Origin of the sequence: Lentzea californiensis, from assembly GCF_024648825.1 — a bacterium.
Lineage (GTDB): Bacteria > Actinomycetota > Actinomycetes > Mycobacteriales > Pseudonocardiaceae > Lentzea > Lentzea californiensis.
This window is the reverse complement of sequence record NZ_JANBBE010000008.1, coordinates 413,282-438,366: the sequence shown is the minus strand read 5'-3', so window position 1 is coordinate 438,366 and position 25,085 is coordinate 413,282. Positions and strand designations below refer to the sequence as shown.

The window sequence follows — 25,085 nt, the reverse complement described above, 5'->3', positions numbered from 1 at the left end:
CCACTCTTCGTGAGTTAAGGCCCCCAGCTAGACCACTGGGTTGATAGGCCAGAGGTGGAAGACCGGTAACGGTTGGAGCTGACTGGTACTAATAGGCCGAGGACTTGTTACAAAGACGCTACGCATCCACTGTGCGGTTCTGGAAGAACAACCAGGACCGATCGAACCCGCCGGCAGGCTGTTTGCTGCTGGTGTCGGGGTTCAGGTTGTAATTTCATAGTGTTTCGGTGGTCATAGCGTTGGGGAAACACCCGGTCCCATTCCGAACCCGGTAGTTAAGCCCTTCTGCGCCGATGGTACTGCACTGGTTACGGTGTGGGAGAGTAGGTCGCCGCCGAACTTAATTTGCCCTGCGGGTTGAGCGCCACAAGCGCTCCCCGCAGGGCTTTTTCACGTTCAAAACAACCTGTTCGCCAGCTTCGCAACCGCTGGCGCATCGCAATCCCGAAGCAACTCCCGCAAGTTCGCCGCGGCCCTGCGATCGGAATAGGCGTACCCGAGCTTGGCGATCGTCGCGCCCCACTGGACGTCGTTGTCGACCGCATCGGCCAAGTCTTGCCATCCACAGCGCAGCCGGTGCAGGTACGCCGGCCACCTGACTGCGATCTCGGCGACGGCGACCAGATGGCATGCCTGCACGACGTCGACGGATCTCAGCATGCGCAGGTAGAACTGCCATACATTCAGCAGCCGCTTCTCCTCGCGCACGGACTGCTCAGGCTGGGCCCTTAGCCGGTGACGCAGGTGCTCGCGGACCTTCGGGTGCTGCTCGATCGCGATGATCTTCTGATCGGTTCTCCAAGCAGAGCTCCTTTTCTGGCGCGGCGTGTTCCCGGACTTCTGAGCGGCTTCAGATGTCTCCGTCTGCGGTTCGAGGTGTATCGGACCCAGTTGCGCGAGCAACAGCTGGTCGATGCTGTCAGCGGTCGTGCGAGGCAGTCGGACCTGAAGCTGGACGATCTTCCGCAGAAACGTGCATCCAGGACTTGGGTCGTCCAGGTGCGTCACGATGTTCGCGTCGGCGAGTTCCTTGTAGGCGCGGTCCACGTGCGACGCGACCACCGAGGTGTCGAGCCCCAGCATGAATCTGCTGGAAGGAAAGTCGTCCGAGAGGAAGACGTTGATCGCCTCGAACACTTCTGCCGTCGTACGAGGAGTGCACCTGTCGAGGTCATCGATCAGCAGGATCAACTGGTAGTTCTGTGCTTCGAGGTCCTTCAGCAACTGCTGGACGTCGTGCTGCACGAGGTATAGATAGCCTGAGCGAGCGTGGTAGTACGGGTCACGGATCATCGGATCCGTTGCGGTGCTCGAGAAGGTATTACTGACAACAGGCCCTGCGAACAGCTCCCCAGGCAGAAACGCCGACGCTCGGCCGAACACGTACCGGAGCCCAGTGTGCAGTGCTCCTGCCGCGGCGAGCCCGGCAGTCGCCCACCATGCCCAGCCGATGTTCGACTTGGTCAGCGCGCCGAGCATGGACAGCCCGAAACCCAGACCGGCGAACGACAGCAACGGTGAGAACGTTCTCCGCCAGAGTTGGCGTTGCAGGTGACGCCGATCCACGCGCTTGGCGTTGCGATGAAACCAGTACCGCTCATGGATGTTCTGGTGCGGCATGATCGCGGGTCGGGCGGCGTCGGCGAGGGCTTTCGCCAAGCCTGCCCACACCTGCTCGCTCGACTGATGTCGCCACGGGTTGAACGACACGACCACCGGCTCGGGCACTGGTTTGTCCAGCATCTTCTGTGTCCGTTGAAAGTCCTCCAGGAAGTACTTCGGTACTTTTTTCACTGGGGCCGTTTGGGAGGCTTCAGCGCTTTCAGCTCAGATCGCCAAAGCATGAGGTCCGCGCGGAACAGGGTGAGTCTGGGGCCGGGTAGCAACTTGGTGGGCTTTGTGGACAGTCGCCTCTTCACGAGCTCGAGCAAGGTGCTCTTACCCGAACCCCACGCTCCCTCGACGGTGATCACGGTCGGCGCGTCGCCGTGACGTGGCCGGAGCATCTCGGTGAGCGTCGACACCAGGCTGCCACGGTCCAGCAGGTCCGTCCGTGCCACCCGATCGCTGAACCCGTGCGTCGAGACAGGCCCGGCCTTGGACGAACCCGGTATCAAGGGGTTCCAAACGCACAACTCGCCAGTCCGACCTCCTGAGGCGATCCGGACACCACCGTCCGGACCGGCGAAGGTGAGCAGTACCGAGACCTGGCACCGTTGACTCCGGCGCAGCACCTCGCCGGTGCGCGGGTTCCAAATTCGGATGGAACCGCCTCCACTCCCGGACATCAGCAGCGGTTCGCCTGCAGCGGGGAACAGGCCCAACGTGGTGACAGGTGTGCCGTGCCCGGTCAGCCGGCGAACGCCGCCTGAGCTTGAGATCACGATGATGTCCGCGCCGTCTGCTTCGACTTCCAGGCCTGCGACCTGCAGCGATCGCTGGCTGCGAGCTGCGTTCTGAAAACTCGCGGTGGATTCGCCTGCGAAGTGTTCACCGGTGTTCGCCAGAACTGTCTGCGGTGGCCCTCCGTCGAAGAACGCCCACAGCACGGGCTTTTCGGGGTCCCCATCATCGATGGCCAACTCGGTGATGGGCGTGCTGAGTTCGGTGATGTGTTCTAGTTCCATGCCTGGCACTTCGGCTGAGGTCACGCCTGCAAGGTCGGCAAAGCACTGGGTTTCGTTTCCAGGATGTTTCTGTCCGGTTGGACTAGTGCGCGGTCGGCGTAACTAGGTTCAAGATGTGGACCATGGAGCCCCGAGCCCGCACCTCAGGACTGCGCCGCAGCCGCACGGTCACCACGCCGAGGCTCGGTGAGCTGTTCAACGGCTATCTGAATCCCGAACGGCCGCACGCCGGTGCCTACGACGAGATGTTCTCGACGGACAACGGGGTGCGGAGTGCTTACCGCGCGCTGTACGAGTCGGTGGCTCCGTCGCAGGTCAACGAGCTGAACGCGCGGAGTGAGGCCCTTGGCAGGGCCTTTGTGGACCAAGGGATCACGTTCTCGCTCAGTGGTCAGGAGCGGCCGTTTCCGCTTGACCTGATCCCGCGGATCATCACGGCCACTGAGTGGTCGAAGCTCGAGAAGGGCATCGTTCAACGGGTGCGGGCGATGGAGATGTTCCTCGCGGACATCTACGGTGACGCGCAGATCGTCCGGGATGGAGTGTTGCCGCGGCGGCTCATCACCAGCTGCGAGCACTTCCACCGGGAGGCGGCCGGCATCAGTCCTCCCAACGGGGTGCGCATCCACGTCTCGGGTGTGGACCTGGTGCGGGACGAGCAGGGGACGTTCCGGGTGCTCGAAGACAACCTTCGGTGTCCGTCCGGTGTCTCGTACGTCATGGAGAACCGGCGGACGATGGCTCGGGTCTTTCCTGACCTGTTCGCACGGCACCGTGTGCGCGCTGTGGGTGACTATGCGGTTCATCTGCTCAGGGCACTCCGCAACGCTGCCGCGCCCAACGCCGCGGATCCGAACGTTGTCGTGCTCACGCCTGGCCTTGCGAACAGTGCTTACTTCGAGCACTCCTTGCTCGCGCGGCAGATGGGTGTGGAGTTGGTCGAGGGGCGGGATCTGTTCTGCCGCGACAACTTCGTGTACCTCCGGACGACCGAGGGTGAGCGGCAGGTCGATGTCATCTACCGGCGCATCGACGACGACTTCCTGGATCCTGTGCACTTCCGGCCGGACTCGGTGCTGGGGATCGCCGGGCTGTTGAACGCGGCGCGGGCCGGCAACGTCGTCGTCGCCAACGCGGTGGGCAACGGGGTGGCGGACGACAAGCTCGTCTACACGTACATGCCGGAGATCGTGCAGTACTACCTCGGCGAGAAGTGCTTGCTGCCCAACGTGGACACGTTCCGGTGCTGGTTGTCGGACGAGCGGTCACACGTGTTCGACCGCATCGACGAGCTGGTGGTGAAGCCCGTCGAGGGCTCTGGCGGGTACGGGATCGTGTTCGGGCCCGACGCGACGGTGCGCGAGTTGAACTCGTTGCGGAAGCGGATCAAGACCAACCCGCGCGGGTGGATCGCGCAGCCTGTCGTGCAGCTGAGCACCGTGCCCACCAAGATCGGCAACCGGCTGGCGCCGCGGCACGTGGACCTGCGGCCTTTTGCGGTGAACGACGGCAACTTCATCTTCGTGTTGCCCGGTGGGCTGACGCGGGTGGCGTTGCCGGAGGGCAGTTTGATCGTGAACTCGTCGCAGGGCGGCGGGTCCAAGGACACGTGGGTGCTGGCAGCCAAGTCGTCCACGCAGGAACGGGAACTGGCGCAGCCCGGGCTCGCCGGTCCGTCCGAAATGGAGGCTGCGGCGGCCGAGCAAGGGCCGGAACTGACCACCCCGCAGCAACAGCAACAACAGCAGCAGCAGGGAGGCGCGCGAAATGCTGGCACGCAACGCTGAGTCGCTGTACTGGATCGGCCGCTACGTCGAACGGGCGGACGACACGGCGCGCATCCTGGACGTTTCGGTCCATCAGCTGTTGGAGGACGCGACCGTCGACCCCGACGCCACGTCACGGCAGTTGCTGACGGTTCTCGGCATCACACCGCCGGAGGGTGCCGACCAGTTCGACGTGTGGTCGTTGACGGAACTGGTGGCGTACAACAAGGACAACCCCAGTTCGATCGTGTCGTCGGTCAACAGCGCGCGCGAGAACACGCGTGGTGCCCGTGAGGTCGTGTCGACCGAAATGTGGGAGTGCCTCAACGCGATGTGGAACGCCGTCGCCGAACGGCAGACCTACGCGCGCACGATGGGGCCGCACGCGTTCTTCAGCTTCGTGGAGGAGCGGGCGGCGATGTTCGCCGGGCTCGCGGACTCCACGATGTCACGGGACGACGGGTGGCGGTTCCTCGTGCTGGGACGTTCGGTCGAGCGCGTCGACATGATCGTGCGCCTGCTGTTGGCTCGTGTGGGCGACAAGGCGTCTTCACCTGGATGGGTCACGGTGCTGCGGTCGGCCGGTGCGCACGACACGTATCTGAGGACGTACCGCGGTGCGTTGGACGCGTCGAGAGTGGTGCAGTTCCTGTTGTTGGACAGGCTGTTCCCGCGGTCGGTGTTCCACGCGCTGAGGCAGGCCGAGTCGTGTCTGGAACAGCTGGAGAACCAACCGTCCGTGCGTGTCGGTGCGCGCGCGGAGGCGTTGCGGTTGCTCGGCAAGGCACGGAGTGAGCTGGAGTTCCTGAGGCCGCATGACCTGCTGCCTGACCTGCCGAAACGTCTCTCGGCGTTGCAGAAGACCGTGCGTGACGTCGGTGAGGCTGTTTCGACGCAGTACTTCCACGTGGCGCCGTGGGTCGCCTGGACGAACACCGAGGTGGGCTGACCATGAGCTGGCGAGTGCGTGTCGTGCACACAACGGGCTACCAGTACGAGGCCCCGGTCATGCAGTCCTACAACGAGGCACGGCTGACACCGCGCGGTGACCGCCGTCAGAACGTGGTCGTCTCACGCGTCGAGACCACGCCGGCGACCCGTGCGTACCGGTACACGGACTACTGGGGCACGGAGGTCACGTCGTTCGACCTGCACGCGCCGCACAAGGAACTGCAGGTCGTCGCGTCGTCGGTGGTCGAGACGAGCGACGTGATCGAGCCGGTGACCACGGGGACGTGGGCGGACATGCGCGAGGAGAACGTCCTCGACCGGTACACGGAGTTCCTGGAGCCCACGCGCTACACGCCGCGCAACCGTGAGTTGCTGGCGAAGGCGCGTGAGCTCAAGAAGGGCAAGACGCCGTCCGAGGCCGTGCTGGCCGCCTCGCAGTGGGTGTGGGAGCAGCTGAAGTACCAGCCGGGGTCGACGGGTGTGCACAGCTCGGCCGTCGACGCGTGGCACGAGCGCAAGGGCGTGTGTCAGGACTTCGCGCATCTGACGCTGGTGTTGTTGCGAGGAATGGGGATTCCGTCGCGGTACGTCTCCGGGTACCTGCACACCAAGAAGGACGGCGCGCTGCGGGAGACGGTGCGGGGCGAGTCGCACGCGTGGATCGAGGCGTGGACCGGCGGGTGGTGGGGGTACGACCCGACCAACGCGATGTCGGTCGGGCCACGGCACATCTGGGTGGCGCTCGGGCGCGACTACGCGGATGTGGCTCCGTTGAAGGGGATCTACTCCGGTGGAGCGGCCACCGCGCTGGAGGTGACGGTCGACATCACGCGCCTCGCGTAGGTTGTTTTCACCCGAATGAGCACCTTCTTTGGACCCGCTACAAACCCTAGCGTCGGCTTATGACCGTGATCACATCCACTGCGTACAGCAGGGAACTCGGTGACGAGCTGCGCCGACTGAGGGAGACCTGCACCGACCTGGGTGGCCGCGCGATGGCCATACGGCTCGGCTGGGATCCGAGCAAGATGTCCACCATCGAGCACGGCAAGGCGCGCGCGAGCGAGATCGACCTCGTGCAGTTCCTGACCGCGTGCGGCAAGGACGCCGACTACTTCGAGGTGTTCCGGCGCCGCTACGCGACGGCTTTCGACGAGTACATCATCCAGGTGTCCGGCAACCTGAGGACGCTCGCGTTCGCGGAGTCGACGGCGAAGAAGATCATGAGTTACGACCCGCTCGCGGTGCCTGGCCTGGTTCAGGAACCCGAGTACGCCGATGCCCTCTACCGGCTCGGCGGGTTCGTCGCGGAGGAGCGGATTCCCACGGTCGTGCAGTTCCGCATCGATCGTCAGTCGATTCTGCGGCGGCACAACCGGCCGGAATGTCTGTTCTACGTCCACGAACTCGCGTTGCGGCAGCGGGTAGGCAGCGATCGGATCATGGAGGAGCAGTACGCCCGGTTGTTGTTCGATGCGCATCTCATCAGGGTCGTGCCTGCGCACATCGTGGTGCCGTCGACTGGCCTCGTGCTCTGGGAGTACGAGAAGTCGTTGCCGGTGGCGTTCAGCGACACGGACGTCGCCAAGGTGTTCGTGCAGGACCCAGGGGCCATTGCACGCACCCGGCTGCTCTTCAACCACCTGGAGCAGGTCGCCATGGATACGGAACAATCGCGGAGCAAGCTGGCGGAGTACGTCGGCCGACCGCGAGGGGACTTCTATGCGCAGGGACCGCGCTTGGCGTAAGAGCAGCTACAGCGGTGCTACCGAGGACAGCAACTGTGTAGAGCTGTCTTTCGCTCATGACGTGCTCGTTCGTGACTCCAAGAACGCCGACGCGGGCACGCTGAGCTTCAGCGCACCCGCGTGGCGTGCGTTCGTTCAGCGCCAGCCGTGACGTTCGCGTAGGGCGTCCACGACCAGGCCGAAGGCGGCGGGTGCCAGCACGGCACCCTCACGCCGGATCTCGTCGTCGGAGTCGAGGGCGAAGACGCGGTCGAGGCGCAGGTACGACGGGCGGCCGTCGCGGTCCCAGGCGCCCGCGCCCAGCTCCACGAAGTCGTCGCGCGGCTCCTTCGAGGAGAGCATCAGCGCCACGAGGTCGCCGTTCGCATGCCCCACGACCAGCAGCGGACGGTCCTTGCCGCGGGTGGCGTCCTCCTCGAAGGGCACCCACGCCCACACGACCTCGCCGGGATCGGCGTCGCCGTCCATGGTGGGGGCGTAGTCGAGCTTCGTGGCTTGCGCCGCGCCGGAAATCTCGCGCACCGCGCCCTTCGCCGGGCGGGGGTCTTCACCGTTCGTCTGCACGGACGCACCCTAGTGGTGCAGGGCACACCGACCTCTATGGGACCATAAGGGGACACCCGTCCGATTTCCTGTTGAGGACTGCCTTGACCTCGTTCGCCGACACGACCTTCACGCCGCCGGAGCTCATCCGGAACTTCTGCATCATCGCGCACATCGACCACGGCAAGTCGACGCTGGCCGACCGGATGTTGCAGCTCACCGGCGTGGTCGACGCGCGGGCGATGCGGGCGCAGTACCTCGACCGCATGGACATCGAGCGTGAGCGCGGCATCACCATCAAGGCGCAGAACGTGCGCCTGCCGTGGCAGCTCGACGGGCAGGACCACGTCCTGCACATGATCGACACGCCTGGCCACGTCGACTTCACCTACGAGGTGTCCCGCGCACTGGAGGCCTGTGAGGGCGCCGTGCTGCTGGTCGACGCCGCGCAGGGCATCGAGGCGCAGACGCTGGCGAACCTGTACCTGGCGATGGAGAACGACCTCGCCATCATCCCGGTGCTGAACAAGATCGACCTGCCCGCCGCGGACCCGGACAAGTACGCGAAGGAGATCGCGCACATCACCGGCTGCGAGCCGGACGAGGTGCTGCGCGTCTCCGCGAAGACCGGTCTCGGCGTCGGCGCGCTGCTCGACGAAGTCGTCAAGAAGGTGCCGGCCCCCGTGGGCAGCGACGACGCCCCGGCCCGCGCGATGATCTTCGACTCGGTCTACGACACCTATCGCGGTGTCATCACCTACATCCGCGTCGTCGACGGCAAGATCACGCCGCGCGAGCGCATCAAGATGATGTCGACCGGTGCGACCCACGAGATCCTCGAGGTCGGCATCGTCTCGCCGGAGCCCAAGCCGTCCCAGGGCCTCGGCGTCGGCGAGGTGGGCTACCTGATCACCGGCGTGAAGGACGTGCGCCAGTCCAAGGTCGGCGACACCGTCACGTCGGAGCGCAAGGGCGCCACGGAGCCGCTGGCCGGCTACCGCGAGCCCCGTCCGATGGTCTACTCGGGCCTGTACCCGGTCGACGGCTCGGACTACCCGGAGCTGCGCGAGGCGCTCGACAAGCTCCAGCTCAACGACGCCGCTCTGACCTACGAGCCGGAGACGTCGGCCGCGCTGGGCTTCGGCTTCCGCTGCGGCTTCCTCGGCCTGCTGCACCTGGAGATCACCCGCGACCGCCTGGAGCGCGAGTACGGTCTCGACCTCATCTCCACCGCGCCGAACGTCGTGTACCGCGTGGTGATGGAGGACGGCGCCGAGATCGTCGTGACGAACCCGTCCGACTGGCCGGAGGGCAAGCGCGCCGAGGTCTACGAGCCCATCACCAAGTGCACCATCATCGCGCCGTCCGACTACATCGGCCCGATCATGGAGCTCTGCCAGTCCAAGCGCGGCCAGCTCGGCGGCATGGACTACCTCTCCGAGGACCGGGTCGAGCTGCGCTACACGATGCCGCTCGGCGAGATCATCTTCGACTTCTTCGACTCGCTGAAGTCGCGCACCCGCGGCTACGCGTCGCTGGACTACGAAGAGTCCGGCGAGCAGGACGCGGAGCTCGTCAAGGTCGACATCCTGCTGCAGGGTGAGACGGTCGACGCGTTCAGCGCGATCGTGCACAAGGACTACGCCTACGCGTACGGCACGCGCATGGCGACCCGTCTGCGTGAGCTCATCCCCAGGCAGCAGTTCGAGGTGCCGATCCAGGCCGCGATCGGTGCCCGCGTGATCGCCCGCGAGACGATCCGCGCCATCCGCAAGGACGTGCTGGCCAAGTGCTACGGCGGTGACATCACCCGTAAGCGCAAGCTGCTCGAGAAGCAGAAGGAAGGCAAGAAGCGCATGAAGATGGTGGGGCGTGTCGAGGTGCCTCAGGAGGCCTTCGTCGCCGCGCTGTCCACGGATGAGCCGAAGGGCAAGAAGTAGGCGCAGTGGCACGTCTTCACGTCGGCTGCGCGATGTGGAACCACAAGGCGTGGCTCGGACGGTTCCTGCCGCAGTCGCTCCCTGCCGGGGAGCGGCTGCGCGCCTACGCGGGCTGGTGCAACGCCGTCGAGGGCAACACCACGTTCTACGCGACGCCCGCCAGGAAGACCGTCACGACCTGGGCGCAGCAGACCGGCCCCGGCTTCCGGTTCGTGGTCAAGCTGCCCAAGGTCGTCACGCACGAGCGACGCCTGGCCGGCGTCGAGGCCGAGATGCGGGCGTTCCTGGACGCGATCGAACCTCTCGGTGAGCGTGCGGTCCTGTGGACCCAGCTGCCCGGCTCGTTCGGCCCGGCGGAGGTCGACGCCCTGGGCCGTTTCCTGCGCAGGCTGCCCGCCGGCCTCCGGCGTGCCGTGGAGGTGCGTCACCCGCTGTTCTTCACCGACGGCGCAGCGACGTCGCTGCTGGAGGGGGCGCTCGCCGGCGCGGACGCCGAGTGGGTGCCGTTCGACACCACGGTCTTCTTCCAGAGCCCGCCGACCAGCGAGGCCGAGCGGGAGGCCTGGGACAGGAAACCGCGGTTGCCGCGGCGCACGCAGGGGCTGACCGACCAGCCGATCGTCCGCTACCTGGGCCGTGACTCGGTCGAGGAGACGGTCGAGGGGTGGCGGTCGTGGACCGAGGTGATCGCCGGCTGGCTGCGGGAGGGCAGGTCGCCGACGGTCTTCCTGCACACCCCCGACAACCACGACGCGCCCGCGCTCGCCCGCCGGTTCCACGACGAGGTGCGAGCGCTGGTGCCCAGCCTCGAAGCACTGCCCGAGCCCGAGCCGGTCGAGCCCGCGACCCTGTTCTGAGTGACCTGTCGTTGCCGGATCAGCAACGTTGATTGCCAATTCGGCACGGTCTGCGGCACCTTGGAAGCATGACGACAGCGCAGGAGTTCTGGGAGACCTTCTACTCGGAGCGGGACCAGGTCTGGTCCGGGAAGCCGAATCCGTTGCTGGTGCGCGAGGCCGAACGGCTGGAGCCCGGCAGCGCCCTCGACATCGGGTGCGCGGAGGGTGGCGACGCCGTCTGGCTGGCGAAGCGCGGCTGGCGGGTGCTGGGCGTCGACGTGTCGCAGGTCGCGCTGGACCGGGCGCTGAAGCACGCGTACGACGCCGGTGTCGAGATCTCGGTGGAGCAGCACGACCTCAAGGCCACGTTCCCCGAGGGCCTGTACGACCTGGTGAGCGCACAGTTCCTGCACTCGCCGGTCGAGGAGGACGGGGAGCGCAACAGCATCCTCAAGCGGGCCTCGAACGCCGTGGCGCCGGGTGGGTACCTGATCGTCGGCGGGCACGCGGGGGCGCCGTCGTGGTCCGAGCACCAGGACTACTACTTCCCGACGACCAAGGACGTGCTCGACCACCTCGCGCTCAAGGACAACTGGATCATCGTCACCGACGAGGTGGTGGAACGGCCCCTCACCGGGCCGGACGGTCAGCAGGAGATGCGCAAGGACAACGTCCTGACCCTCAAGCGGCTGTTCTAGAAAACGCGAAGGCCACCCTCGGCAACGTTGCCGGGGTGGCCCAAGGGGTTACTCGTCAGGCGGAACGGATCAAGCGGTCCATCGCCTGGCGGTTGATGATCGAACGGAGCTCGCCGGTCTCCTCCGCGCTGTGGCGCGACAGGATGGCGTCCAGTTCGAGCCGGTCACTCTCGGTGGTGTAGCTGGCAAGCTGCCGTTCCAGGCTCTGGCGCTTCGTGCGAGCGGCACGGCGGGAAGCCAGGCTCGAGCGCAGGGACTTCACGGACAGGTCTTGGCGGGTCATCGTGTCCTTCCAATCTTGGTTACGTTTCGATAATACACCCTGTTCAGTAGACCTGTACCGATGAAGAAGCGAGTTAGCTCACGTACTCGTCGAGCAACCCGAGCGCTCGCGCGTACTTGGCCTTCAGGCGATCTTGCGTCGCCTCGTCCAGCCGGGCGATACGGGCGGGCGCGAGGTTGTCGCTGATGTCCGCGCGCTTCACGGAGAGTGCCAGCGGGTTCGCGGCCACGCGCCGCAGGTAGTCCTCCTGCGGCTCCTCCGGCAGGTGCGACAACGCCACGACGGCGTCGACCACGGAGGCGGGGCAGCCGTGCGCGAGCAGGTCGTCCGCGGTCACCGGGGTGTCCTCGATGACGTCGTGCAGGACGGCGGCCATCTGCTCGTGCTCTCCCGTCACGGCGGTCATGACCCGCAACGGGTGTCCGATGTACGGCCGGCCCGACTTGTCGACCTGCCCGTCGTGGGCCGAGGTGGCGATCGCGATGGCGTCTTCGAGGGTGAACACGACATCAAGCTAAACCAGGTCTTGACCTGGGGCAGTGGTCTAGTCCATTTTTAGTCCACTCACAACATGGCCGCCGCATGATGTGTGGAGGTGGACCATGTCCAAGACCAGACGAGCAGCCGTGGCGCTGCTCGCCGCGCTGTTCGCGTGCGCCGGTCTGGTGCTGGTGATCAACGGCAGTGCTGCCGCCGCGAACCTCGCGGCCAACAGCGGCTTCGAGGCCGGCAACCTCAGCGGTTGGACCTGCACCGAGGGCACGAGCGTCACCAACAGCACGAAGCGCACCGGCACGTACGCACTGCAGGGCGCTCCCGCCGGGCAGAGCAACGCGCGGTGCCAGCAAACCGTGACGGTGCAGCCGAACACGGCCTACAAGCTGTCCGCCTGGGTGCAGGGCAGCTACGTCTACCTCGGCGTCACCGGTGGCGTGGAGAAGAACACCTGGACGCCCGGCTCCAGCGGCTTCTCGCAGCTGACCGTCGACTTCACGACCGGCAGCGCCACCAGCGTCACGATCTACCTGCACGGCTGGTACGGCCAGCCCGCGTACTTCGCCGACGACGTCAACCTCGACGGTCCCGGCACCCCGCCGACGTCCACGAGCACCACGACGTCGACCACCACCACCACTACGACGACCACGACGACCACCACCACGACCAGCAACCCGCCGAACACCGGTCTGCCCAAGCACGTCCTGACGGGCTACTGGCAGAACTTCTACAACGGTGCGCGCGCTCTGAAGCTGGCGGACGTCCCCACCACCTACGACATCATCGCGGTCTCGTTCGCCGACGCCACGGCGGTGCAGGGCCAGGTCGCGTTCAACCTCGACCCCGGCCTGAGCAGCCAGCTCGGCGGCTACACCGACGCGCAGTTCCGCGCGGACATCAAGACCGTGCAGAGCCGCGGTCAGAAGGTGATCATCTCCGTCGGCGGTGAGAAGGGCACGATCAGCGTCGGCAACTCGACGGCGGCGACGAACTTCTCCAACAGCGTCAAGAGCCTGATCTCGAGCTACGGCTTCGACGGCGTCGACATCGACCTGGAGAACGGCGTCAACGCCCAGTACATGGGCCAGGCGCTGCGTGCCATCCACGCCGGTGGCGGCACCGTCATCACCATGGCGCCGCAGACGATCGACATGCAGAACGTCAACGCCGAGTACTTCAAGCTGGCGCTGGCCACCAAGGACATCCTGACGATCGTCAACATGCAGTACTACAACTCCGGTTCGATGCTCGGCTGCGACCAGCAGGTCCACAGCCAGGGCACGGTCAACTTCCTGACCGCGCTCGCGTGCATCCAGCTGCAGTCCGGTCTGCGCGCCGACCAGGTGGGCCTCGGCCTGCCGGCGTCGCCGTCCGGTGCCGGCGGCGGTTACCAGTCGCCGTCCAACGTCAACAACGCGCTCAGCTGCCTCGCCCGTGGCACCAACTGCGGGACGTTCAAGCCGAGCACGACCTGGCCGTCCATCCGCGGCGCCATGACGTGGTCGATCAACTGGGACGCTTCCAACAACTGGCAGTTCGCCAACACGGTCGCTCCTCATCTGGACTCCCTGCCCTAGATGATGGAACCGGTCGGCGCCACGTCCACAGTGGACGTGGCGCCGGACGTCCGTCCGGAGCGGTCCTCACGTCACCAAGGACACAGTGCTTCACCAGGCATTCGGCGCCCGATCGCACTAGGTTGTCCTTCATGTTCCACACGCTGGCCGTGCCTGTGATCGCCGCGCCGATGGCAGGTGGCCCCTCCACCCCCGAACTTGTCGCCGCGGTGAGCGAAGCAGGCGGGTTCGGGTTCCTGGCGGCGGGGTACATCACCGTCGAGCAGCTCGCGGAGAAGATCACGCGCACGAGCGAGCTCACGAGCAAACCGTTCGGGGTCAACCTTTTCGTGCCTGGCACACGGCCGACAGCGGACATTTCCTCTTACGTGCAACGCGTCACGTCCTACGCGGAGAAGGTCGGCGCGGCCCCCGGCGATCCCCGCTGGGACGACGACAACTACGCGGCGAAGCTCGAACTCGTCCTGGCGCTGCGGGTGCCCGTGGTGTCGTTCACCTTCGGTCTGCCCGACGTCGACGACGTGCGCCGGCTCAAGGCAGCGGGCTCCACGGTCGTCGTGACCGTCACGACCCCCAGCGAGGCACGGCAGGCGCAGCAGATCGGCGCCGACGTCGTGTGCGTGCAGGGGTCCGACGCGGGCGGTCACCGCGGCACGTTCGTCGACGACGGCGTCTCGCCCGGCGGCGGTGACCTGTACGGCACCCTCGCGGCGATCAGGCTGGTGCGCGCCGCCGTCGGCCTGCCGGTGATCGCGACCGGCGGCCTCGTCACCGGCGCCGACGTCGCCGCCGTGCTGGCGGCGGGTGCGGTCGCGGCTCAGCTCGGCACCGCGTTCCTCGGTTGCCCGGAGGCGGGAACCAATGCGGCACAACGGGAAGCGCTCGCCGCAGGGGTCCGGCGCACCGCGCTCACCAGGGCGTTCAGCGGACGGCCCGCGCGGGGACTGGTGAACCGGTTCCTGGTCGAGCAGGGCCCGCACGCGCCCGCCGCGTACCCGAACGTGCATCACCTGACCAGGCCCGTGCGCGCGACCGGTGAGGTGGAGGTCATGTCCCTTTGGGCGGGCACCACGTACCCGCTCGCGACGGCCGAACCCGCGGGGGAGCTGGTGCGGCGGATCGGCGCCGAGCTGTCGGAAACGATCAATTCCTTGGCAGAGCGGTTCCCGCGCGGCTAAGAAGGAGGGCGTGACCTCGCTCTCCGATGAGATGTTTCACGCTCTGATGGACTCGAACCCGCTGTTCGCCACGCTCATCGGTGTGCCGGGCTGGGACGACAGGCTCGAAGATCTCAGCGTCGACGGCCACCAGGCACTGCGGGTGCGGCTGACCGGCATCCTCGAGCGCCTCGACGACAGCGACGAGGACCAGGTCTCGCGCGACGTGATCCGGCACCAGGCCGAGTCGATCATCACCCGGATCGACGCGCGGCTGGTCGAGCACACGGTGTCGAGAGGGGCCAACGCACCGGTCGCGGGTCTGCTCAGGACCGCATCCCAGGTGGACTTCTCCCAGCGGACGCACCTCGTTCCGCGGTTCCTGGAACAGGCTCGGCGACGGTTGCTCGACACCGACCGCAGACCGTTGCGCCGGCACGTCGAGAACGGCGCGGCGTACGTCGAACGGTTCCTCGCCTCGCCGCGCCAGGAGTGGGAGGGCGACGCGGACCTGCGTCCCGCGTTCGCCCGGTACCGCGAGGTCCTGCTGGGCCTGCCCGGCCGTGACGACGAGCAGGCCGGCCTGTGCTGGCTGCCGGACGGCGAGGAGAACTACCGCAAGCTCGTCCGCGACTACACGACCGCCTCCTACAGCCCCGCCGAACTGCACCGGCTGGGGCTCGACCTGATCGCCGGGCTGCACGAGGAGTACGCGGAGATCGGTTCGCGGGTGTGGGGTGTCAGCGACGTCCGGGAGATCTTCCGGCGGCTGCGCACGGACCTGTTGTGGGACAACGCGGACGAGATGCTCGTCAGTGCGGTCGACGCCGTCGCGCGGGCCGAGGCCGAGGCGCCGAACTGGTTCGGGCGGCTGCCCCTGGCGCGCTGCGAGATCAAGTTCGTGCCGGAGGTCGACCGCCACAACGCCGCGTTCGCGTACTACGAGGACGCGGCCCTCGACGGGTCCCGTCCCGGCACGTACTTCGTGAACCCGTTGAACGCCACCGCACGCAGCCGCACGGTGTCCGAGGTGACGGCGTTCCACGAAGCCATTCCCGGCCACCACTTCCAGCTCTCGATCGCCGCCGAGACCGAACTGTCGAACGTGCGCAAGTTCGCGTTCATCGACTCCTACCTCGAAGGCTGGGGCCTCTACACCGAGCGCCTGGCCGACGAGATGGGCCTGTACTCGTCGGACGAGGCACGCCTGGGCATGCTGGGCCTCGACGCCATGCGCGCCGGCCGGCTGGTGGTCGACACGGGCCTGCACGCGCTCGGATGGCCCCGGCAGCAGGCCATCGACTACCTGGGCGAGAACACCGCGATGGACGACGCGGAGATCACGTCCGAGGTCGACCGGTACATCGAGGCGCCCGGCCAGGCGCTCGCGTACATGGTGGGACGCCTGGAGATCCAGCGCGTGCGCGAGGAGGCCAGGACGTCGATGGGCGACCGGTTCGACATCAAGGAGTTCCACGACCTCGTGCTGCAGAACGGCATCGTGCCGTTGCCCACGCTCGGCAAACTCGTTTCCGACTGGTCCAGGAGGACCTGATGTCGCTCGCAGATGACATGTTCCAGGCGATGATGGACTACTCGCCGCTGCACGCCACGATGCTGGGGGTGCCGGGCTGGGAGAACGAGCTCGGTGACCTGAGCGCCGACGGCCAGAAGACCGACCGCGACCGGATCACCGCTCTCCTGGACAGGGCCGAGACGGACGACACCGAAGACGCCGTCACGCTCGCGGTGATCAAGCAGCAGGGCACGGCGATCGTCGACCGCATCGACGCCAGGCTGGTCGAGCACAGCGTCGCGACCATGAGCTCGCCGGTGAACAGCCTGCTCATGATCTCCTCGAAGCTGAACGTGTCCCAGCGCCTCGACAAGTACCCGCGGTTCATCGAGCAGGCCGCCGAGAGGGTTCGAAACTCCGACCGGCGACCGCTGAGCCGGCACCTCCGGACCGGTGTGCACCGCATGGACGCCTTCCTGGCCCTGCCGGCGCAGGAGTGGGAAGGCGGGCACTCGGCGGAGATCCGCACCGCCGTCGCCGGGTTCCGCGACGTGCTGGCGTCGATCGAGGACGGCCGCGGCGACGACAAGGCCGGGCTCTGCTGGCTGCCCGAGGGCGAGGCGAACTACGCGAACCTGGTCCGCAGCTACACCACGACCTCCCGCACGCCCGACGAGCTGCACCGGCTCGGGCTCGACATCATCGCGTCGCTGCGCGAGGAGTACGCGGAGATCGGTTCGCGGGTGTGGGGCGTCAGCGACGTTCCGGAGATCTTCCGGCGGTTGCGCACGGAGATGCTGTGGGACAGCGAAGAGCAGATGATCGAGAACGCCGTCGCGGCGATCGCCCGCGCGGAGGCCGAGGCGCCGAAGTGGTTCGGCCGCATGCCGGGCATCGGCTGCCAGGTGCGCGCGGTGCCGGAGGGGGAGCAGAGCACGTCGGCCATCGCGTTCTACCAGCCCGCGCCCGCCGACCGCAGCCGTCCCGGCACCTACTGGCTCAACCCGTTGGGCGCCACCGAACGCAGCCGCACGCTGTCCGAGGTGACGGCGTTCCACGAGGCCGTGCCGGGCCACCACTACCAGTTCTCGATCGCCGCCGAGACGGAACTGCCCAACATGCGCAAGTACGCGTTCATCGAGGCGTACCTGGAGGGCTGGGGCCTCTACACCGAGCGCCTCGCCGACGAGATGGGCCTGTACTCGTCCGACGAGCAGCGCCTCGGGATGCTGGGACTCGACGCGATGCGCGCCGGGAGGCTCGTGGTGGACACCGGCATCCACGCGTTCGGCTGGTCGCGGCAGCAGGCCGTCGACTACCTGCGCGAGAACACCGTCATGACCGAGCCCGAGATCGACTCCGAGATCGACCGGTACATCGAGACGCCGGGCCAGGCGCTCGCGTACATGGTGGGGCGCCTGGAGATCCAGCGCGTCCGGGCCGAGGCCGAGACGAAGCTGGGCGACAGGTTCGACATCAGGGCGTTCCACGACCTGGTGGTGGGGAGCGGCGCGGTGCCGCTCTCCACCCTCGACCAGATCGTCACTTCCTGGACTGACGCTCCATGAGCGAGTGCCGCTTCGAGTAGGCGAAGTAGATGATCAGGCCGATCAGGAACCAGACCCCGAACCGCAGCCACGTCTCCGGGTTGAGGAACGTGATCAGCCAGAGCGAGAAGATCACGCCGATGATCGGCACCACGGGCATGCCCGGCGTCCTGAACGTGCGCGGGAGGTCGGGCTGCTTGTAGCGCAACACGATCACGGCGATGCACACGACGACGAACGCCAGCAGGATGCCGATGTTGGTGAGTTCGGCGGCCTCCGCGATCGGCAGGAAACCGGCGATGACCGCGGAGGCGATGCCCAGCACCCAGGTGATGCGCGACGGCACGCGCTTCACCGGGTGCGACTTCGCGAACCACTGGGGCAGCAGGCCGTCGCGGCTCATCGAGTAACCGACGCGGGCGGCGCCCATCAAGAACGTGAAGAGCACCGTCGTGATGCCGAGGATGGCGCCGACGCTGATGATGATGCCCAGCGCGGGCAGGCCGACGTCGGCGAACGCCGTGGCGAACGCGGACTCCGCGTCGACGTCCTTGTAGTTCACCATTCCCGTCAGCACCAGGCAGGCCAGCACGTACAGGACCATCGACACCGCGAGCGAGTAGATGATCGCCTTCGGCATGTGCCGCTGCGAGTCCTTGGACTCCTCCGCCGCCGTCGACATCGCGTCGTAGCCGAACACCGCGAAGAACACCGTCGCCGCACCCGTGAGCGCACCCGAGAGGCCGAACGGGAAGAACGGGTTGTAGTTGTCGGTGTCGATGTGGAACGCACCGACGACGATGACCAGCGCCACCACCGCGACCTTCAGGTACACCAACGTGGTCTCGAACCGTGCGGCGTTCTTCATGCCCATGTTCAGCACGTACGCGATGAGCAGGCACAGCAGGACGGCGAACAGGTTCACCTTGTACGTGCCCGCGGTGACGTCACCTGTTTCGGTGCCCGGCGCACCCAGCATCCATTGCGGCAGCTGGAGGTTGAGCAGGCTGAGGAGTTCGGTGAAGTAGCCGGAGATGCCGATCGCGACCACCGCCACGATCGCGGTGTACTCGAGCAGCAGGTCCCAGCCGATGAACCAGCCGACGATCTCGCCCAGCACCGCGTAACCGTAGGTGTAGGCACTGCCGGCCTTGGGGATCAGGCCCGCGAACTCCGCGTACGAGAACGCCGCCGCCGCGCTCGCGACACCGGCGATGAGGAACGAGATCAGCACGGCCGGGCCCGCCGTCTTGTTCGCGACGGCGCCCGCGAGCGAGAAGATGCCCGCGCCGATGATGCCGCCGATGCCGATCGCCGTGAGCTGCCACAGGCCCAGTGTTCTGGTGAGCCCGTCGCCTTTGTCCTCGGCGATCTGTTCGATGGGCTTGCGCCTGAAGACGCCCTGTGTGGTCATGCCTAGCTCCCTTGATGAGTGGGTCCGGGCGAACCTATGCGTGTTCACTGTCACGCGGTTTGTCCGGACCCACCAATCAGAGGGCCGCTTTTTGGCTTTTCGTGCTGTTTACGGGCGGCTGAACACGATCTTGCCCGCCGTCTCGCCGTCCAGCATCGAGCGGAAGCCCTGTTCGGCGTCCTCGAACTTCAGCTCCGCGCCGATCTGCGGCTTGAGGCCGTTGATCGCGCAGAACCGGATGAGGTCGCCCAGTTCCTCGCGCGTGCCCATGGTCGAGCCGACCACGCGCAGCTGCAGGAAGAACAACCGCTGGAGCTCGGCCGCGGAGGCGTCACCGGACGTCGCACCGGAGATCACCACGATGCCGCCGGGCTTGAGCGCCTTCATCGAGTGCGACCAGGTGGCCTTGCCGACGGTCTCGAACACGGCGTCGACCCGTTCGGGCAACCGCGCGCCGGACTCGAAGACGTCGTGGGCGCCGAGGGTGGTGGCCAGTGCGCGCTTCTCCTCGCTTCGGCCCGTGACCCACACGCGGAAACCGGCGGCGCGGCCGAGCTGGATCAGCGCGGTCGACACACCGCCCGACGCGCCCTGCACGAGCATCGTCTGGCCGGGGCGCAGGCCGGACTTCACGAACAGCATCCGGTACGCGGTCAGCCACGCCGTGCCCATGCAGGCGGCCTCGGCGAACGTGAGGTCCGCGGGCTTGGGCAGCGCGTTGCGGGCCGGCACGACCACGTGGTCGGCGAACGTGCCCTGGTGCTTCTCGGTGAGCAGCGAGCGCTTCGGGTCGAGCGTCTCGTCGCCGGTCCAGTCCGGGTCTCCGATGACGGAGTGCAGCACCACCTCGGTGCCGTCGTCGAGGACACCGGCGCCGTCGCAGCCCAGGATCATCGGGAACTGCTCTGGCTTGATGCCGACGCCGCGCAACGTCCACAGGTCGTGCATGTTGAGGCTGGCCGCCTTGACCGCGACGCGCACCCACCCGGCGGGAACCTCGGGGTCGGGGCGCTCGCCGACGCGGAGCGACGCCAGCGGGTTCTCAGGACTGGGTTCTGCTGCGTAAACGGCGAACATGGTTCGCAACATACCCACCTGGATCGTGGCCAAATGCCGTGACACCGGTCACGAGACTAGGCTGAGGTGCGTGGACTGGCTGGTGCAGTGGTGGGACGGGGTCGAGCTGTGGGTCGTGCAGCTGCCCGTCGCCGTGCAGTTCCCCGTCGTGATGGTCGTGGTGCTCCCGCTCTGCCTGGGCGTGGCGCGGCTGATCGACCGGGTCGCTGACTGGGGAGCGAAGAACCCGGCGTCGGTCCCTGACGCCGAGCCCGAACCCGAGAAGGTTGCCGCGTGAGCCCTGGTCGTCGCCTGACCGTCGCACTGGTCGGGCTCCTCGCGCTGGTCGTCATCGGGTGGTTCGTCAAGGACAACTCGGCGGAGCCGCCTCCTGGGACCTCGAAGCCGGTGGTCACGAGCGCGGCGGACGGTGAGACCGTGCCCGGCTCGAACTCCGGGCTGGAGATCGAGCCGCTGTCGAAGCTGCCCGCCGAGGCCGGCAAGACCTGGAAGCTGATCGAGGCGAACGGGCCGTTCCCGCACCCGCGCAACGACGGCGTGACGTTCCAGAACCGGGAGAAGCGGCTGCCTGCCAAGAACTCCGGGTACTACAAGGAGTACACCGTGCCGACGCCGGGAAGCACCGATCGCGGCGCGCGTCGCCTCGTCACCGGTTCGGAGAAGGAAGTCTTCTACACCGGCGACCACTATTCGTCGTTCGTCGTCGTGGACGTGAAGAAATGAAACGGCACATTCTCGTTTCGGAGAAGTCCGCCGCGATCTCGGCCATTGCCGCCGCGCTGGACTTTCCCGAGTGGTTCGGGCAGAACCTCGACGCCCTGTACGACAGCCTGACCGACCTCTCGTGGCTGCCCGAGGGTGAATACGTGCTGGTCGTGCCTGCGGGGCTGGACTCCTCGGTGCTCGAGGTGCTGCGTGACGCCGCGAAGCAGACCGCTGGATCAGGTGACCGGAAAGTGCGCGTGATTCGCACAGAACGGTGACTGGGGCTGCGGTGGTGGCGTCCGGAGTGGACAGTGCACTGCCATGGGAACGCAATTCCGCCGCTTGAGCTGTGCGCTCGGCGTCGTGGCGGTAGTAGGAGTGCTTTGCCCGGCGGTGTCGTTCGCCGGTGACCCCGACTGCACGCAGGAGGGGGCTTTCTCGCCGTTCGAGACGATCGACGGCGACAACCCCGTGACCATGCGCAACGGCCGTGTGGTCGAGCTGCGCGCTTCGAACAAGTCCCAGTGCGCCTGGGCCCGCATCTCCCACGGCACGCCCGGCGAGGAGATCTGGGCGGACCGCAAGGAGCCCTCGGGCAACGGCCACGAGGGCTTCCTCGGCTACACCAGGATCGACTCGGGTTCCGCGAAGTACACCGAGGCGTTCAAGGACGACGGCAAGGTCATGCGGGCCTGCGGTTCCTCGCAGGGCATGATCGAGTGCACCGGCTGGTTCTAGCCTTCCGCGGGCACCCAGGACGGCCTGCGCTTCTCCTTGAAGGCCGTGATGCCCTCCTGGCCCTCCGGTCCGCCGAAGTGCTGTGCCGACAGCTCGAGCATGTCCGCGAAGACCTCGCCGAGGTTCGTGGACCTCTCCTGCTGCAGCATCTCCTTGGTGGCCGCGAGCGCGTTGGGGGCACCGAGCGCGAGCATGTCCGTGTAGCGGCGGACCTCCGCGTCGACGTCGTCGGTCGCGGAGTTCAGCAGGCCGATCTCGACCGCGCGCTTCGCGTCGAACGTCTCGCCGGTCAGGAACAGCTCGTGCGCCTGGCGGGGGAGCAGGCGCGGCAGCACGGTCACCGAGATGACGGCCGGCACGACGCCGATCCTGACCTCGCTGAACGCGAACGTGGCGCCGGTGGCGGCGATGGAGATGTCGCACGCCGCGACGATGCCGACGCCACCCGCGCGGGCCGGGCCGTTCAGTGCCGCGACGACCGGCTTCGGGCTGGTCCAGAGCTGTTCGAGGATCGCGGGGAACTCGTTGACGCCCTGGTCGCCCGCGCTCGCACCGGCGGCCTCCTTGAGGTCCATGCCCGAACAGAACACGGAGCCCGTGTGGGTCAGCACGACCACGCGCACCTGGTCGTCGCCCGCCGCGCTGGTGAGGTGCTCCTTGAGCTCCCGGCGCAGCTGCGAGGACAGCGCGTTGCGGTTGTGGGGGGAGTCCAGCGTGATCGTCGCGATGCCACGCTGCACCTCGTAGTGGACCAGCTCGTCTGCCATGGCGCTGACCTTAGCTTCCGGCTCTGTTGACAGCATGCTGTCAACTATGACAGTCTACTGTCATGACAAAGACGGTGTACCTCGTTCTGGCCGACCAGCTCGCCGACTGGGAGTACGGCCACGTGGCCGCCCAGGTGAGCCTGCAGCAGTTCCAGCAGCAGCCGGGGCGGTACGAGCTGCGGACGGTCGGGCTGACCACGGACCCGATCCGCACGGTCGGCGGCGTGCGGATGCTGCCGGACATCGCCATCGAGGACGTTTCCGTGGAGGACGCGGCGATGCTCGTCCTGCCGGGTGGCGACGGGTGGGAGTCCGGTTCGCTGGCGGCGTTCGGGAAGCTCGCGCGGCGGTTCCGCGAGGCGGGCAAGCCGATCGCGGCGATCTGCGGGGCGGCGATCGGGCTGGCGGCCGAAGGGCTGCTCGACGACGTGCCGCACACGTCGAACTTCCCTGAGGAGCTTGGTTCTTACGGTGGCGCGGCGTTTTACCGCGACGAACGTGTGGTGCGCGCTGACGGCGTGATCACGGCGGGCGGCGCTTCCTCGCTGGAGTTCGCCCGGGAGGTGCTGGCGGAGCTGGAGACGTTCTCGCCGGGGACCCGGGAGGCCTGGTACGAGTTCAACCGCGACGACTCCGCCGAGGCGTTCGGGAAGCTGGTGGCCAGTGTCCAGGGCTGAGCCGGCGTCCAGGACCGAGTCGGGCGACGTGCTGACCGACGTCGTGATGAGGACTTTCCGTTTGTACGGGGCGTTCCTCGACGCGGCCGAGGTGATGACGAAGCCCGTCGGCCTGACCGCGGCGTGGTGGCAGGTGCTCGGTGCGGTGCTGCGCGAGCCGTTGTCCGTCTCGGGCATCGCGCGGGAGATGGGGCTGGCGCGGCAGTCCGTGCAGCGGATCGCGGACCTGTTGGTGGACAAGGGTTTGGCGGAGTACCTGCCGAACCCGGCACACGCCCGCGCGAAGCTGGTACAGCCGACCCCGGAGGGCTTCGCCGCGATCGAACGGTTGCGGGACGCGCAGTACGAGTGGGCCAACCGCGTCAGTGCGCAGGTCTCGCTGGAAGACCTGCGCACGACGCTCGCCACGATGACCGCACTGGTCGCGGCTACTTCCTGATGCCCGGCAGGGGGTTGGGCATCGGGATCGCTAGCCGATCGTGGTCGTGGTCAGCACGGGACTCGGGTCCGGGTAGCCCTTCGCGGCGGCGTTGACCGGAAACCCGATGACCGTGACGACGGCGGTGAAGGTGAGGCCCGGGGCGTCGTAGCTGGTGCCACCCAGCTTCGTGGTGATCGTCCCGGTACCTCCGGCCTGGAGGTTGATCGTGACGGTCGGCAGCTCGAAGTCCGCGCCGCCCTTGATCGGACCGGGCACGCTCAACACGACGTCGTTGCCCTGCAAGGCAACCGTCGGCGTACCACCCAGCCCAGCCCCGCCGGACAGCGACGCGGACCGGAACGTCGAGTTGGCGGGCACCGGCAACTTCAGCGCGAGCCCCTTGATCTCCCGCACCTGCCGGCCGCCGGCCTCGGTCGGGATCTTGTTGGGCGCGGGGTCGATCGTGACCGCGAGGGTGCCGCCGGGTGCGACGGTCGCGGGCGCCGCCGCGTCGACGCCCTGGTCGAGCGTGAAGTCCGACGACTGCCCGGCGGCACTCGCCCGGAGCTTGTAGGTGATGGTCTGCGGAGCTGCTGCTGACGCGTTCGCGGCGAACATCAGCATCGGTACCAGTGCGGCTGCTGCGATTCCGGCTAGCTTCATGGCCTCTCCCCGATGAGTGGACGAGGGACACTTCCAGCACGCGGCGTAATCACCTGACTACTCATGAGTAGGTTTCACGTCAACAGTTCACGGTTCACATCGCCCGAACGGCGCTGTGTGTTCGATCTTGTGGCGGCGGCCGGAAGTGGTGTGCGGCAGCGGTTGGGCTCAACGCGCTAGGCTAGGTGCAGAGCCTTCGCCGCTAGGCGGAGGAAGTGAGCCCAGGTGCGCGTCCGGACGGTCGCTGCCTGGGCTTCGCGCTTTTTGGAGAAGGATTCACCGGCAGGTCGGTGAGCGGTTGGGCTCAAATGTGCTAGGCTGTGCGCATAGCCTCTGCCACTAGGCGGAGGAAGTGAGCCCAGGTGCGCTTCCGGACGGTTGCTGCCTGGGCTTCGCGCTTTTCAGGGTTCGACGTGGGTCACGACGGGACCGATCCGCCGCACCCAGTCGCCACCCGCTCCCAGGCACCAGGCCACGGCGTCGCTCACCCACAACGCCGGTTCGGCGGACGACTAAATGTGTTCGTAAACGATGCCGGCGTCGCGCGCCTTCGTGCGCGCAAGGACGACACGATCGCGTGCGTTGCCCGCGTGGTCGCGAGAGTCGAGAACGAGCCGGCTCACTCCTCGGTCGACCGCTTCTGTCACCAGCCGTTCCAGCAGAACGGCGCGCGCCGAGTCGCCCTTCTCGCGGCTGGACACCACGACGACGTCGAAGGTCCGTTCAACGATGCGGGACACGATGAACTTGCGGCGGCTGTCCTTCTCGGACTTGAAGTGCACTCGCCGCTCGCCGGGCAGCAGCAGGCTCCGCATCAGCGACCGGGTCGAGTGCAGCGCGGCGGGGGCGACGAGCGTCGCGGCGAGCAGGTGACCACCGCGTTCGGTCTCGTCGACGAACATATGCATCCAAACAGGATCGCAGGTGACACCG

Annotated in this window: 28 protein-coding genes and 2 rRNA genes; 20 read left to right on the top strand and 10 right to left on the bottom strand. The window is 67.2% G+C overall.

The annotated features are described in order from the left end of the window. Together LX88_RS29045 and rrf are read left to right on the top strand one after the other, a co-directional pair. Positions 1-112 (top strand): 23S ribosomal RNA (locus tag LX88_RS29045); the annotation flags it as partial. A 111-nt stretch (positions 113-223) separates the two neighbouring features. Further along, a 5S ribosomal RNA gene (gene rrf / locus LX88_RS29040) occupies positions 224-340 on the top strand. 56 nt (positions 341-396) lie between these two features. On the opposite strand, the gene LX88_RS29035 is transcribed toward rrf, so the two are convergent. Beyond that, on the bottom strand, positions 397-1,743 hold the full coding sequence (locus LX88_RS29035; protein WP_258950929.1) for a P-loop NTPase fold protein: 1,347 nt from the start codon (positions 1,741-1,743) through the stop codon (positions 397-399). A gap of 47 nt (positions 1,744-1,790) precedes the next feature. Continuing rightward, a complete protein-coding gene (locus LX88_RS44400) occupies positions 1,791-2,651 on the bottom strand; it encodes a P-loop NTPase fold protein (protein WP_258950928.1) in 861 nt (286 codons plus the stop codon). Between the two features lie 98 nt (positions 2,652-2,749). Between LX88_RS44400 and LX88_RS29025 the strand changes: the two genes are divergently transcribed. Genes LX88_RS29025 through LX88_RS29005 form a run of 5 tightly spaced genes read left to right on the top strand, consistent with a single transcriptional unit; the run spans position 2,750 to position 7,243 of the window. Continuing rightward, complete coding sequence (locus LX88_RS29025) at positions 2,750-4,414, top strand: circularly permuted type 2 ATP-grasp protein (protein ID WP_372511435.1); 1,665 nt, start codon at positions 2,750-2,752, stop codon at positions 4,412-4,414. Continuing rightward, complete coding sequence (locus LX88_RS29020; protein WP_258950926.1) at positions 4,395-5,342, top strand: alpha-E domain-containing protein; 948 nt, start codon at positions 4,395-4,397, stop codon at positions 5,340-5,342. The genes LX88_RS29025 and LX88_RS29020 overlap by 20 nt, the downstream gene beginning before the upstream one ends. A 2-nt stretch (positions 5,343-5,344) precedes the next feature. Then, a complete protein-coding gene (locus tag LX88_RS29015) occupies positions 5,345-6,187 on the top strand; it encodes a transglutaminase family protein (protein WP_258950925.1) in 843 nt (280 codons plus the stop codon). Between the two features lie 59 nt (positions 6,188-6,246). Next, complete coding sequence (locus tag LX88_RS29010) at positions 6,247-7,092, top strand: helix-turn-helix domain-containing protein (protein ID WP_258950924.1); 846 nt, start codon at positions 6,247-6,249, stop codon at positions 7,090-7,092. Continuing rightward, positions 7,067-7,243 (top strand): DUF397 domain-containing protein, encoded by a 177-nt coding sequence (locus tag LX88_RS29005; RefSeq protein WP_258950923.1) that lies wholly within the window; start codon positions 7,067-7,069, stop codon positions 7,241-7,243. The genes LX88_RS29010 and LX88_RS29005 overlap by 26 nt, the downstream gene beginning before the upstream one ends. Here the strand turns inward: LX88_RS29005 and LX88_RS29000 are convergent. Then, complete coding sequence (locus LX88_RS29000) at positions 7,228-7,656, bottom strand: type II toxin-antitoxin system PemK/MazF family toxin (RefSeq protein WP_090070562.1); 429 nt, start codon at positions 7,654-7,656, stop codon at positions 7,228-7,230. The two genes, LX88_RS29005 and LX88_RS29000, sit on opposite strands and share 16 nt — an antisense overlap. 83 nt (positions 7,657-7,739) lie before the next feature. On the opposite strand from LX88_RS29000, the gene lepA reads away from it, so the two are divergent. The 3 genes from lepA to LX88_RS28985 all read left to right on the top strand — a co-directional run bounded on the left by lepA (position 7,740) and on the right by LX88_RS28985 (position 11,112). Further along, the gene (lepA, locus tag LX88_RS28995; protein WP_258950951.1) at positions 7,740-9,575 is read left to right on the top strand and encodes a translation elongation factor 4; all 1,836 of its coding nucleotides are present in this window, start codon (positions 7,740-7,742) and stop codon (positions 9,573-9,575) included. A gap of 5 nt (positions 9,576-9,580) precedes the next feature. After that, positions 9,581-10,432: a DUF72 domain-containing protein gene (locus LX88_RS28990; protein WP_504928588.1), complete on the top strand. Its 852-nt coding sequence runs from the start codon at positions 9,581-9,583 to the stop codon at positions 10,430-10,432. A 68-nt stretch (positions 10,433-10,500) separates the two neighbouring features. Beyond that, positions 10,501-11,112 (top strand): class I SAM-dependent methyltransferase, encoded by a 612-nt coding sequence (locus LX88_RS28985; protein WP_258950922.1) that lies wholly within the window; start codon positions 10,501-10,503, stop codon positions 11,110-11,112. Positions 11,113-11,167: 55 nt separating this feature from the next. Here LX88_RS28985 and LX88_RS28980 read toward each other — a convergent pair whose 3' ends face one another. Beyond that, on the bottom strand, positions 11,168-11,395 hold the full coding sequence (locus LX88_RS28980) for a hypothetical protein (protein ID WP_258950921.1): 228 nt from the start codon (positions 11,393-11,395) through the stop codon (positions 11,168-11,170). 73 nt (positions 11,396-11,468) lie between these two features. Then, positions 11,469-11,900, bottom strand: coding sequence for an HD domain-containing protein (locus LX88_RS28975; RefSeq protein ID WP_258950920.1), 432 nt, complete (start codon positions 11,898-11,900; stop codon positions 11,469-11,471). 97 nt (positions 11,901-11,997) lie between these two features. Here LX88_RS28975 and LX88_RS28970 point away from each other — a divergent pair, with 97 nt between their 5' ends. From LX88_RS28970 to LX88_RS28955, 4 genes are read left to right on the top strand one after another with little or no spacing between them, the layout of a single operon-like run. Continuing rightward, a complete protein-coding gene (locus LX88_RS28970; protein ID WP_258950919.1) occupies positions 11,998-13,470 on the top strand; it encodes a chitinase in 1,473 nt (490 codons plus the stop codon). Further along, positions 13,392-14,648 (top strand): nitronate monooxygenase, encoded by a 1,257-nt coding sequence (locus LX88_RS28965; RefSeq protein ID WP_258950918.1) that lies wholly within the window; start codon positions 13,392-13,394, stop codon positions 14,646-14,648. Before LX88_RS28970 ends, LX88_RS28965 begins: the two co-directional genes overlap by 79 nt. Positions 14,649-14,658: 10 nt before the next feature. Next, positions 14,659-16,182, top strand: coding sequence for a DUF885 domain-containing protein (locus LX88_RS28960; RefSeq protein ID WP_308203467.1), 1,524 nt, complete (start codon positions 14,659-14,661; stop codon positions 16,180-16,182). Next, the gene (locus LX88_RS28955) at positions 16,182-17,711 is read left to right on the top strand and encodes a DUF885 domain-containing protein (RefSeq protein WP_258950917.1); all 1,530 of its coding nucleotides are present in this window, start codon (positions 16,182-16,184) and stop codon (positions 17,709-17,711) included. Before LX88_RS28960 ends, LX88_RS28955 begins: the two co-directional genes overlap by 1 nt. Here LX88_RS28955 and LX88_RS28950 read toward each other — a convergent pair. Both LX88_RS28950 and LX88_RS28945 read right to left on the bottom strand, forming a co-directional pair. Beyond that, on the bottom strand, positions 17,686-19,104 hold the full coding sequence (locus LX88_RS28950) for an amino acid permease (protein WP_258950916.1): 1,419 nt from the start codon (positions 19,102-19,104) through the stop codon (positions 17,686-17,688). The genes LX88_RS28955 and LX88_RS28950 overlap by 26 nt on opposite strands. A gap of 108 nt (positions 19,105-19,212) precedes the next feature. Then, a complete protein-coding gene (locus tag LX88_RS28945; RefSeq protein WP_258950915.1) occupies positions 19,213-20,181 on the bottom strand; it encodes a quinone oxidoreductase family protein in 969 nt (322 codons plus the stop codon). A gap of 70 nt (positions 20,182-20,251) precedes the next feature. On the opposite strand from LX88_RS28945, the gene LX88_RS28940 reads away from it, so the two are divergent. The 4 genes from LX88_RS28940 to LX88_RS28925 are packed head-to-tail and all read left to right on the top strand — an operon-like array spanning position 20,252 to position 21,624. After that, positions 20,252-20,458 carry a hypothetical protein gene (locus LX88_RS28940; RefSeq protein ID WP_258950914.1) on the top strand — a complete coding sequence of 69 codons (207 nt, stop codon included), beginning with the start codon at positions 20,252-20,254 and terminating at the stop codon, positions 20,456-20,458. Next, positions 20,455-20,904, top strand: coding sequence for a guanyl-specific ribonuclease (locus tag LX88_RS28935; protein WP_258950913.1), 450 nt, complete (start codon positions 20,455-20,457; stop codon positions 20,902-20,904). Before LX88_RS28940 ends, LX88_RS28935 begins: the two co-directional genes overlap by 4 nt. Then, complete coding sequence (locus tag LX88_RS28930) at positions 20,901-21,164, top strand: barstar family protein (RefSeq protein WP_258950912.1); 264 nt, start codon at positions 20,901-20,903, stop codon at positions 21,162-21,164. The genes LX88_RS28935 and LX88_RS28930 overlap by 4 nt, the downstream gene beginning before the upstream one ends. A 43-nt stretch (positions 21,165-21,207) precedes the next feature. Continuing rightward, a complete protein-coding gene (locus tag LX88_RS28925) occupies positions 21,208-21,624 on the top strand; it encodes a YjfA family protein (protein WP_258950911.1) in 417 nt (138 codons plus the stop codon). On the opposite strand, the gene LX88_RS28920 is transcribed toward LX88_RS28925, so the two are convergent. Next, positions 21,621-22,391: an enoyl-CoA hydratase family protein gene (locus LX88_RS28920; RefSeq protein WP_258950910.1), complete on the bottom strand. Its 771-nt coding sequence runs from the start codon at positions 22,389-22,391 to the stop codon at positions 21,621-21,623. The two genes, LX88_RS28925 and LX88_RS28920, sit on opposite strands and share 4 nt — an antisense overlap. A gap of 62 nt (positions 22,392-22,453) precedes the next feature. On the opposite strand from LX88_RS28920, the gene LX88_RS28915 reads away from it, so the two are divergent. Both LX88_RS28915 and LX88_RS28910 read left to right on the top strand, forming a co-directional pair. After that, on the top strand, positions 22,454-23,068 hold the full coding sequence (locus tag LX88_RS28915; RefSeq protein WP_258950909.1) for a DJ-1/PfpI family protein: 615 nt from the start codon (positions 22,454-22,456) through the stop codon (positions 23,066-23,068). After that, on the top strand, positions 23,055-23,507 hold the full coding sequence (locus LX88_RS28910) for a MarR family winged helix-turn-helix transcriptional regulator (RefSeq protein WP_258950908.1): 453 nt from the start codon (positions 23,055-23,057) through the stop codon (positions 23,505-23,507). The genes LX88_RS28915 and LX88_RS28910 overlap by 14 nt, the downstream gene beginning before the upstream one ends. Positions 23,508-23,537: 30 nt before the next feature. Here LX88_RS28910 and LX88_RS28905 read toward each other — a convergent pair whose 3' ends face one another. Together LX88_RS28905 and LX88_RS28900 are read right to left on the bottom strand one after the other, a co-directional pair. Beyond that, positions 23,538-24,152, bottom strand: coding sequence for a cyclase (locus LX88_RS28905; protein WP_258950907.1), 615 nt, complete (start codon positions 24,150-24,152; stop codon positions 23,538-23,540). 512 nt (positions 24,153-24,664) lie between these two features. Continuing rightward, on the bottom strand, positions 24,665-25,060 hold the full coding sequence (locus tag LX88_RS28900; protein ID WP_258950906.1) for a hypothetical protein: 396 nt from the start codon (positions 25,058-25,060) through the stop codon (positions 24,665-24,667). Positions 25,061-25,085: the final 25 nt, after the last annotated feature.

What these genes read in the sequence shown, in the direction of transcription:
- LX88_RS28980 (WP_258950921.1), bottom strand. Translation starts at nt 11,395, where the DNA reads ATGACCCGCCAAGACCTGTCCGTGAAGTCCCTGCGCTCGAGCCTGGCT.
- LX88_RS28900 (WP_258950906.1), bottom strand. Translation starts at nt 25,060, where the DNA reads ATGCATATGTTCGTCGACGAGACCGAACGCGGTGGTCACCTGCTCGCC.
- LX88_RS28955 (WP_258950917.1), top strand. Translation starts at nt 16,182, where the DNA reads ATGTCGCTCGCAGATGACATGTTCCAGGCGATGATGGACTACTCGCCG.
- LX88_RS28945 (WP_258950915.1), bottom strand. Translation starts at nt 20,181, where the DNA reads ATGTTCGCCGTTTACGCAGCAGAACCCAGTCCTGAGAACCCGCTGGCG.
- LX88_RS28915 (WP_258950909.1), top strand. Translation starts at nt 22,454, where the DNA reads ATGACAAAGACGGTGTACCTCGTTCTGGCCGACCAGCTCGCCGACTGG.
- LX88_RS29015 (WP_258950925.1), top strand. Translation starts at nt 5,345, where the DNA reads ATGAGCTGGCGAGTGCGTGTCGTGCACACAACGGGCTACCAGTACGAG.
- LX88_RS29005 (WP_258950923.1), top strand. Translation starts at nt 7,067, where the DNA reads ATGCGCAGGGACCGCGCTTGGCGTAAGAGCAGCTACAGCGGTGCTACC.
- LX88_RS29025 (WP_372511435.1), top strand. Translation starts at nt 2,750, where the DNA reads ATGGAGCCCCGAGCCCGCACCTCAGGACTGCGCCGCAGCCGCACGGTC.
- LX88_RS28925 (WP_258950911.1), top strand. Translation starts at nt 21,208, where the DNA reads ATGGGAACGCAATTCCGCCGCTTGAGCTGTGCGCTCGGCGTCGTGGCG.
- LX88_RS29020 (WP_258950926.1), top strand. Translation starts at nt 4,395, where the DNA reads ATGCTGGCACGCAACGCTGAGTCGCTGTACTGGATCGGCCGCTACGTC.
- LX88_RS29010 (WP_258950924.1), top strand. Translation starts at nt 6,247, where the DNA reads ATGACCGTGATCACATCCACTGCGTACAGCAGGGAACTCGGTGACGAG.
- LX88_RS28985 (WP_258950922.1), top strand. Translation starts at nt 10,501, where the DNA reads ATGACGACAGCGCAGGAGTTCTGGGAGACCTTCTACTCGGAGCGGGAC.
- LX88_RS28970 (WP_258950919.1), top strand. Translation starts at nt 11,998, where the DNA reads ATGTCCAAGACCAGACGAGCAGCCGTGGCGCTGCTCGCCGCGCTGTTC.
- LX88_RS28920 (WP_258950910.1), bottom strand. Translation starts at nt 22,391, where the DNA reads ATGGCAGACGAGCTGGTCCACTACGAGGTGCAGCGTGGCATCGCGACG.
- LX88_RS28930 (WP_258950912.1), top strand. Translation starts at nt 20,901, where the DNA reads ATGAAACGGCACATTCTCGTTTCGGAGAAGTCCGCCGCGATCTCGGCC.
- LX88_RS28905 (WP_258950907.1), bottom strand. Translation starts at nt 24,152, where the DNA reads ATGAAGCTAGCCGGAATCGCAGCAGCCGCACTGGTACCGATGCTGATG.
- LX88_RS29035 (WP_258950929.1), bottom strand. Translation starts at nt 1,743, where the DNA reads ATGCTGGACAAACCAGTGCCCGAGCCGGTGGTCGTGTCGTTCAACCCG.
- LX88_RS28950 (WP_258950916.1), bottom strand. Translation starts at nt 19,104, where the DNA reads ATGACCACACAGGGCGTCTTCAGGCGCAAGCCCATCGAACAGATCGCC.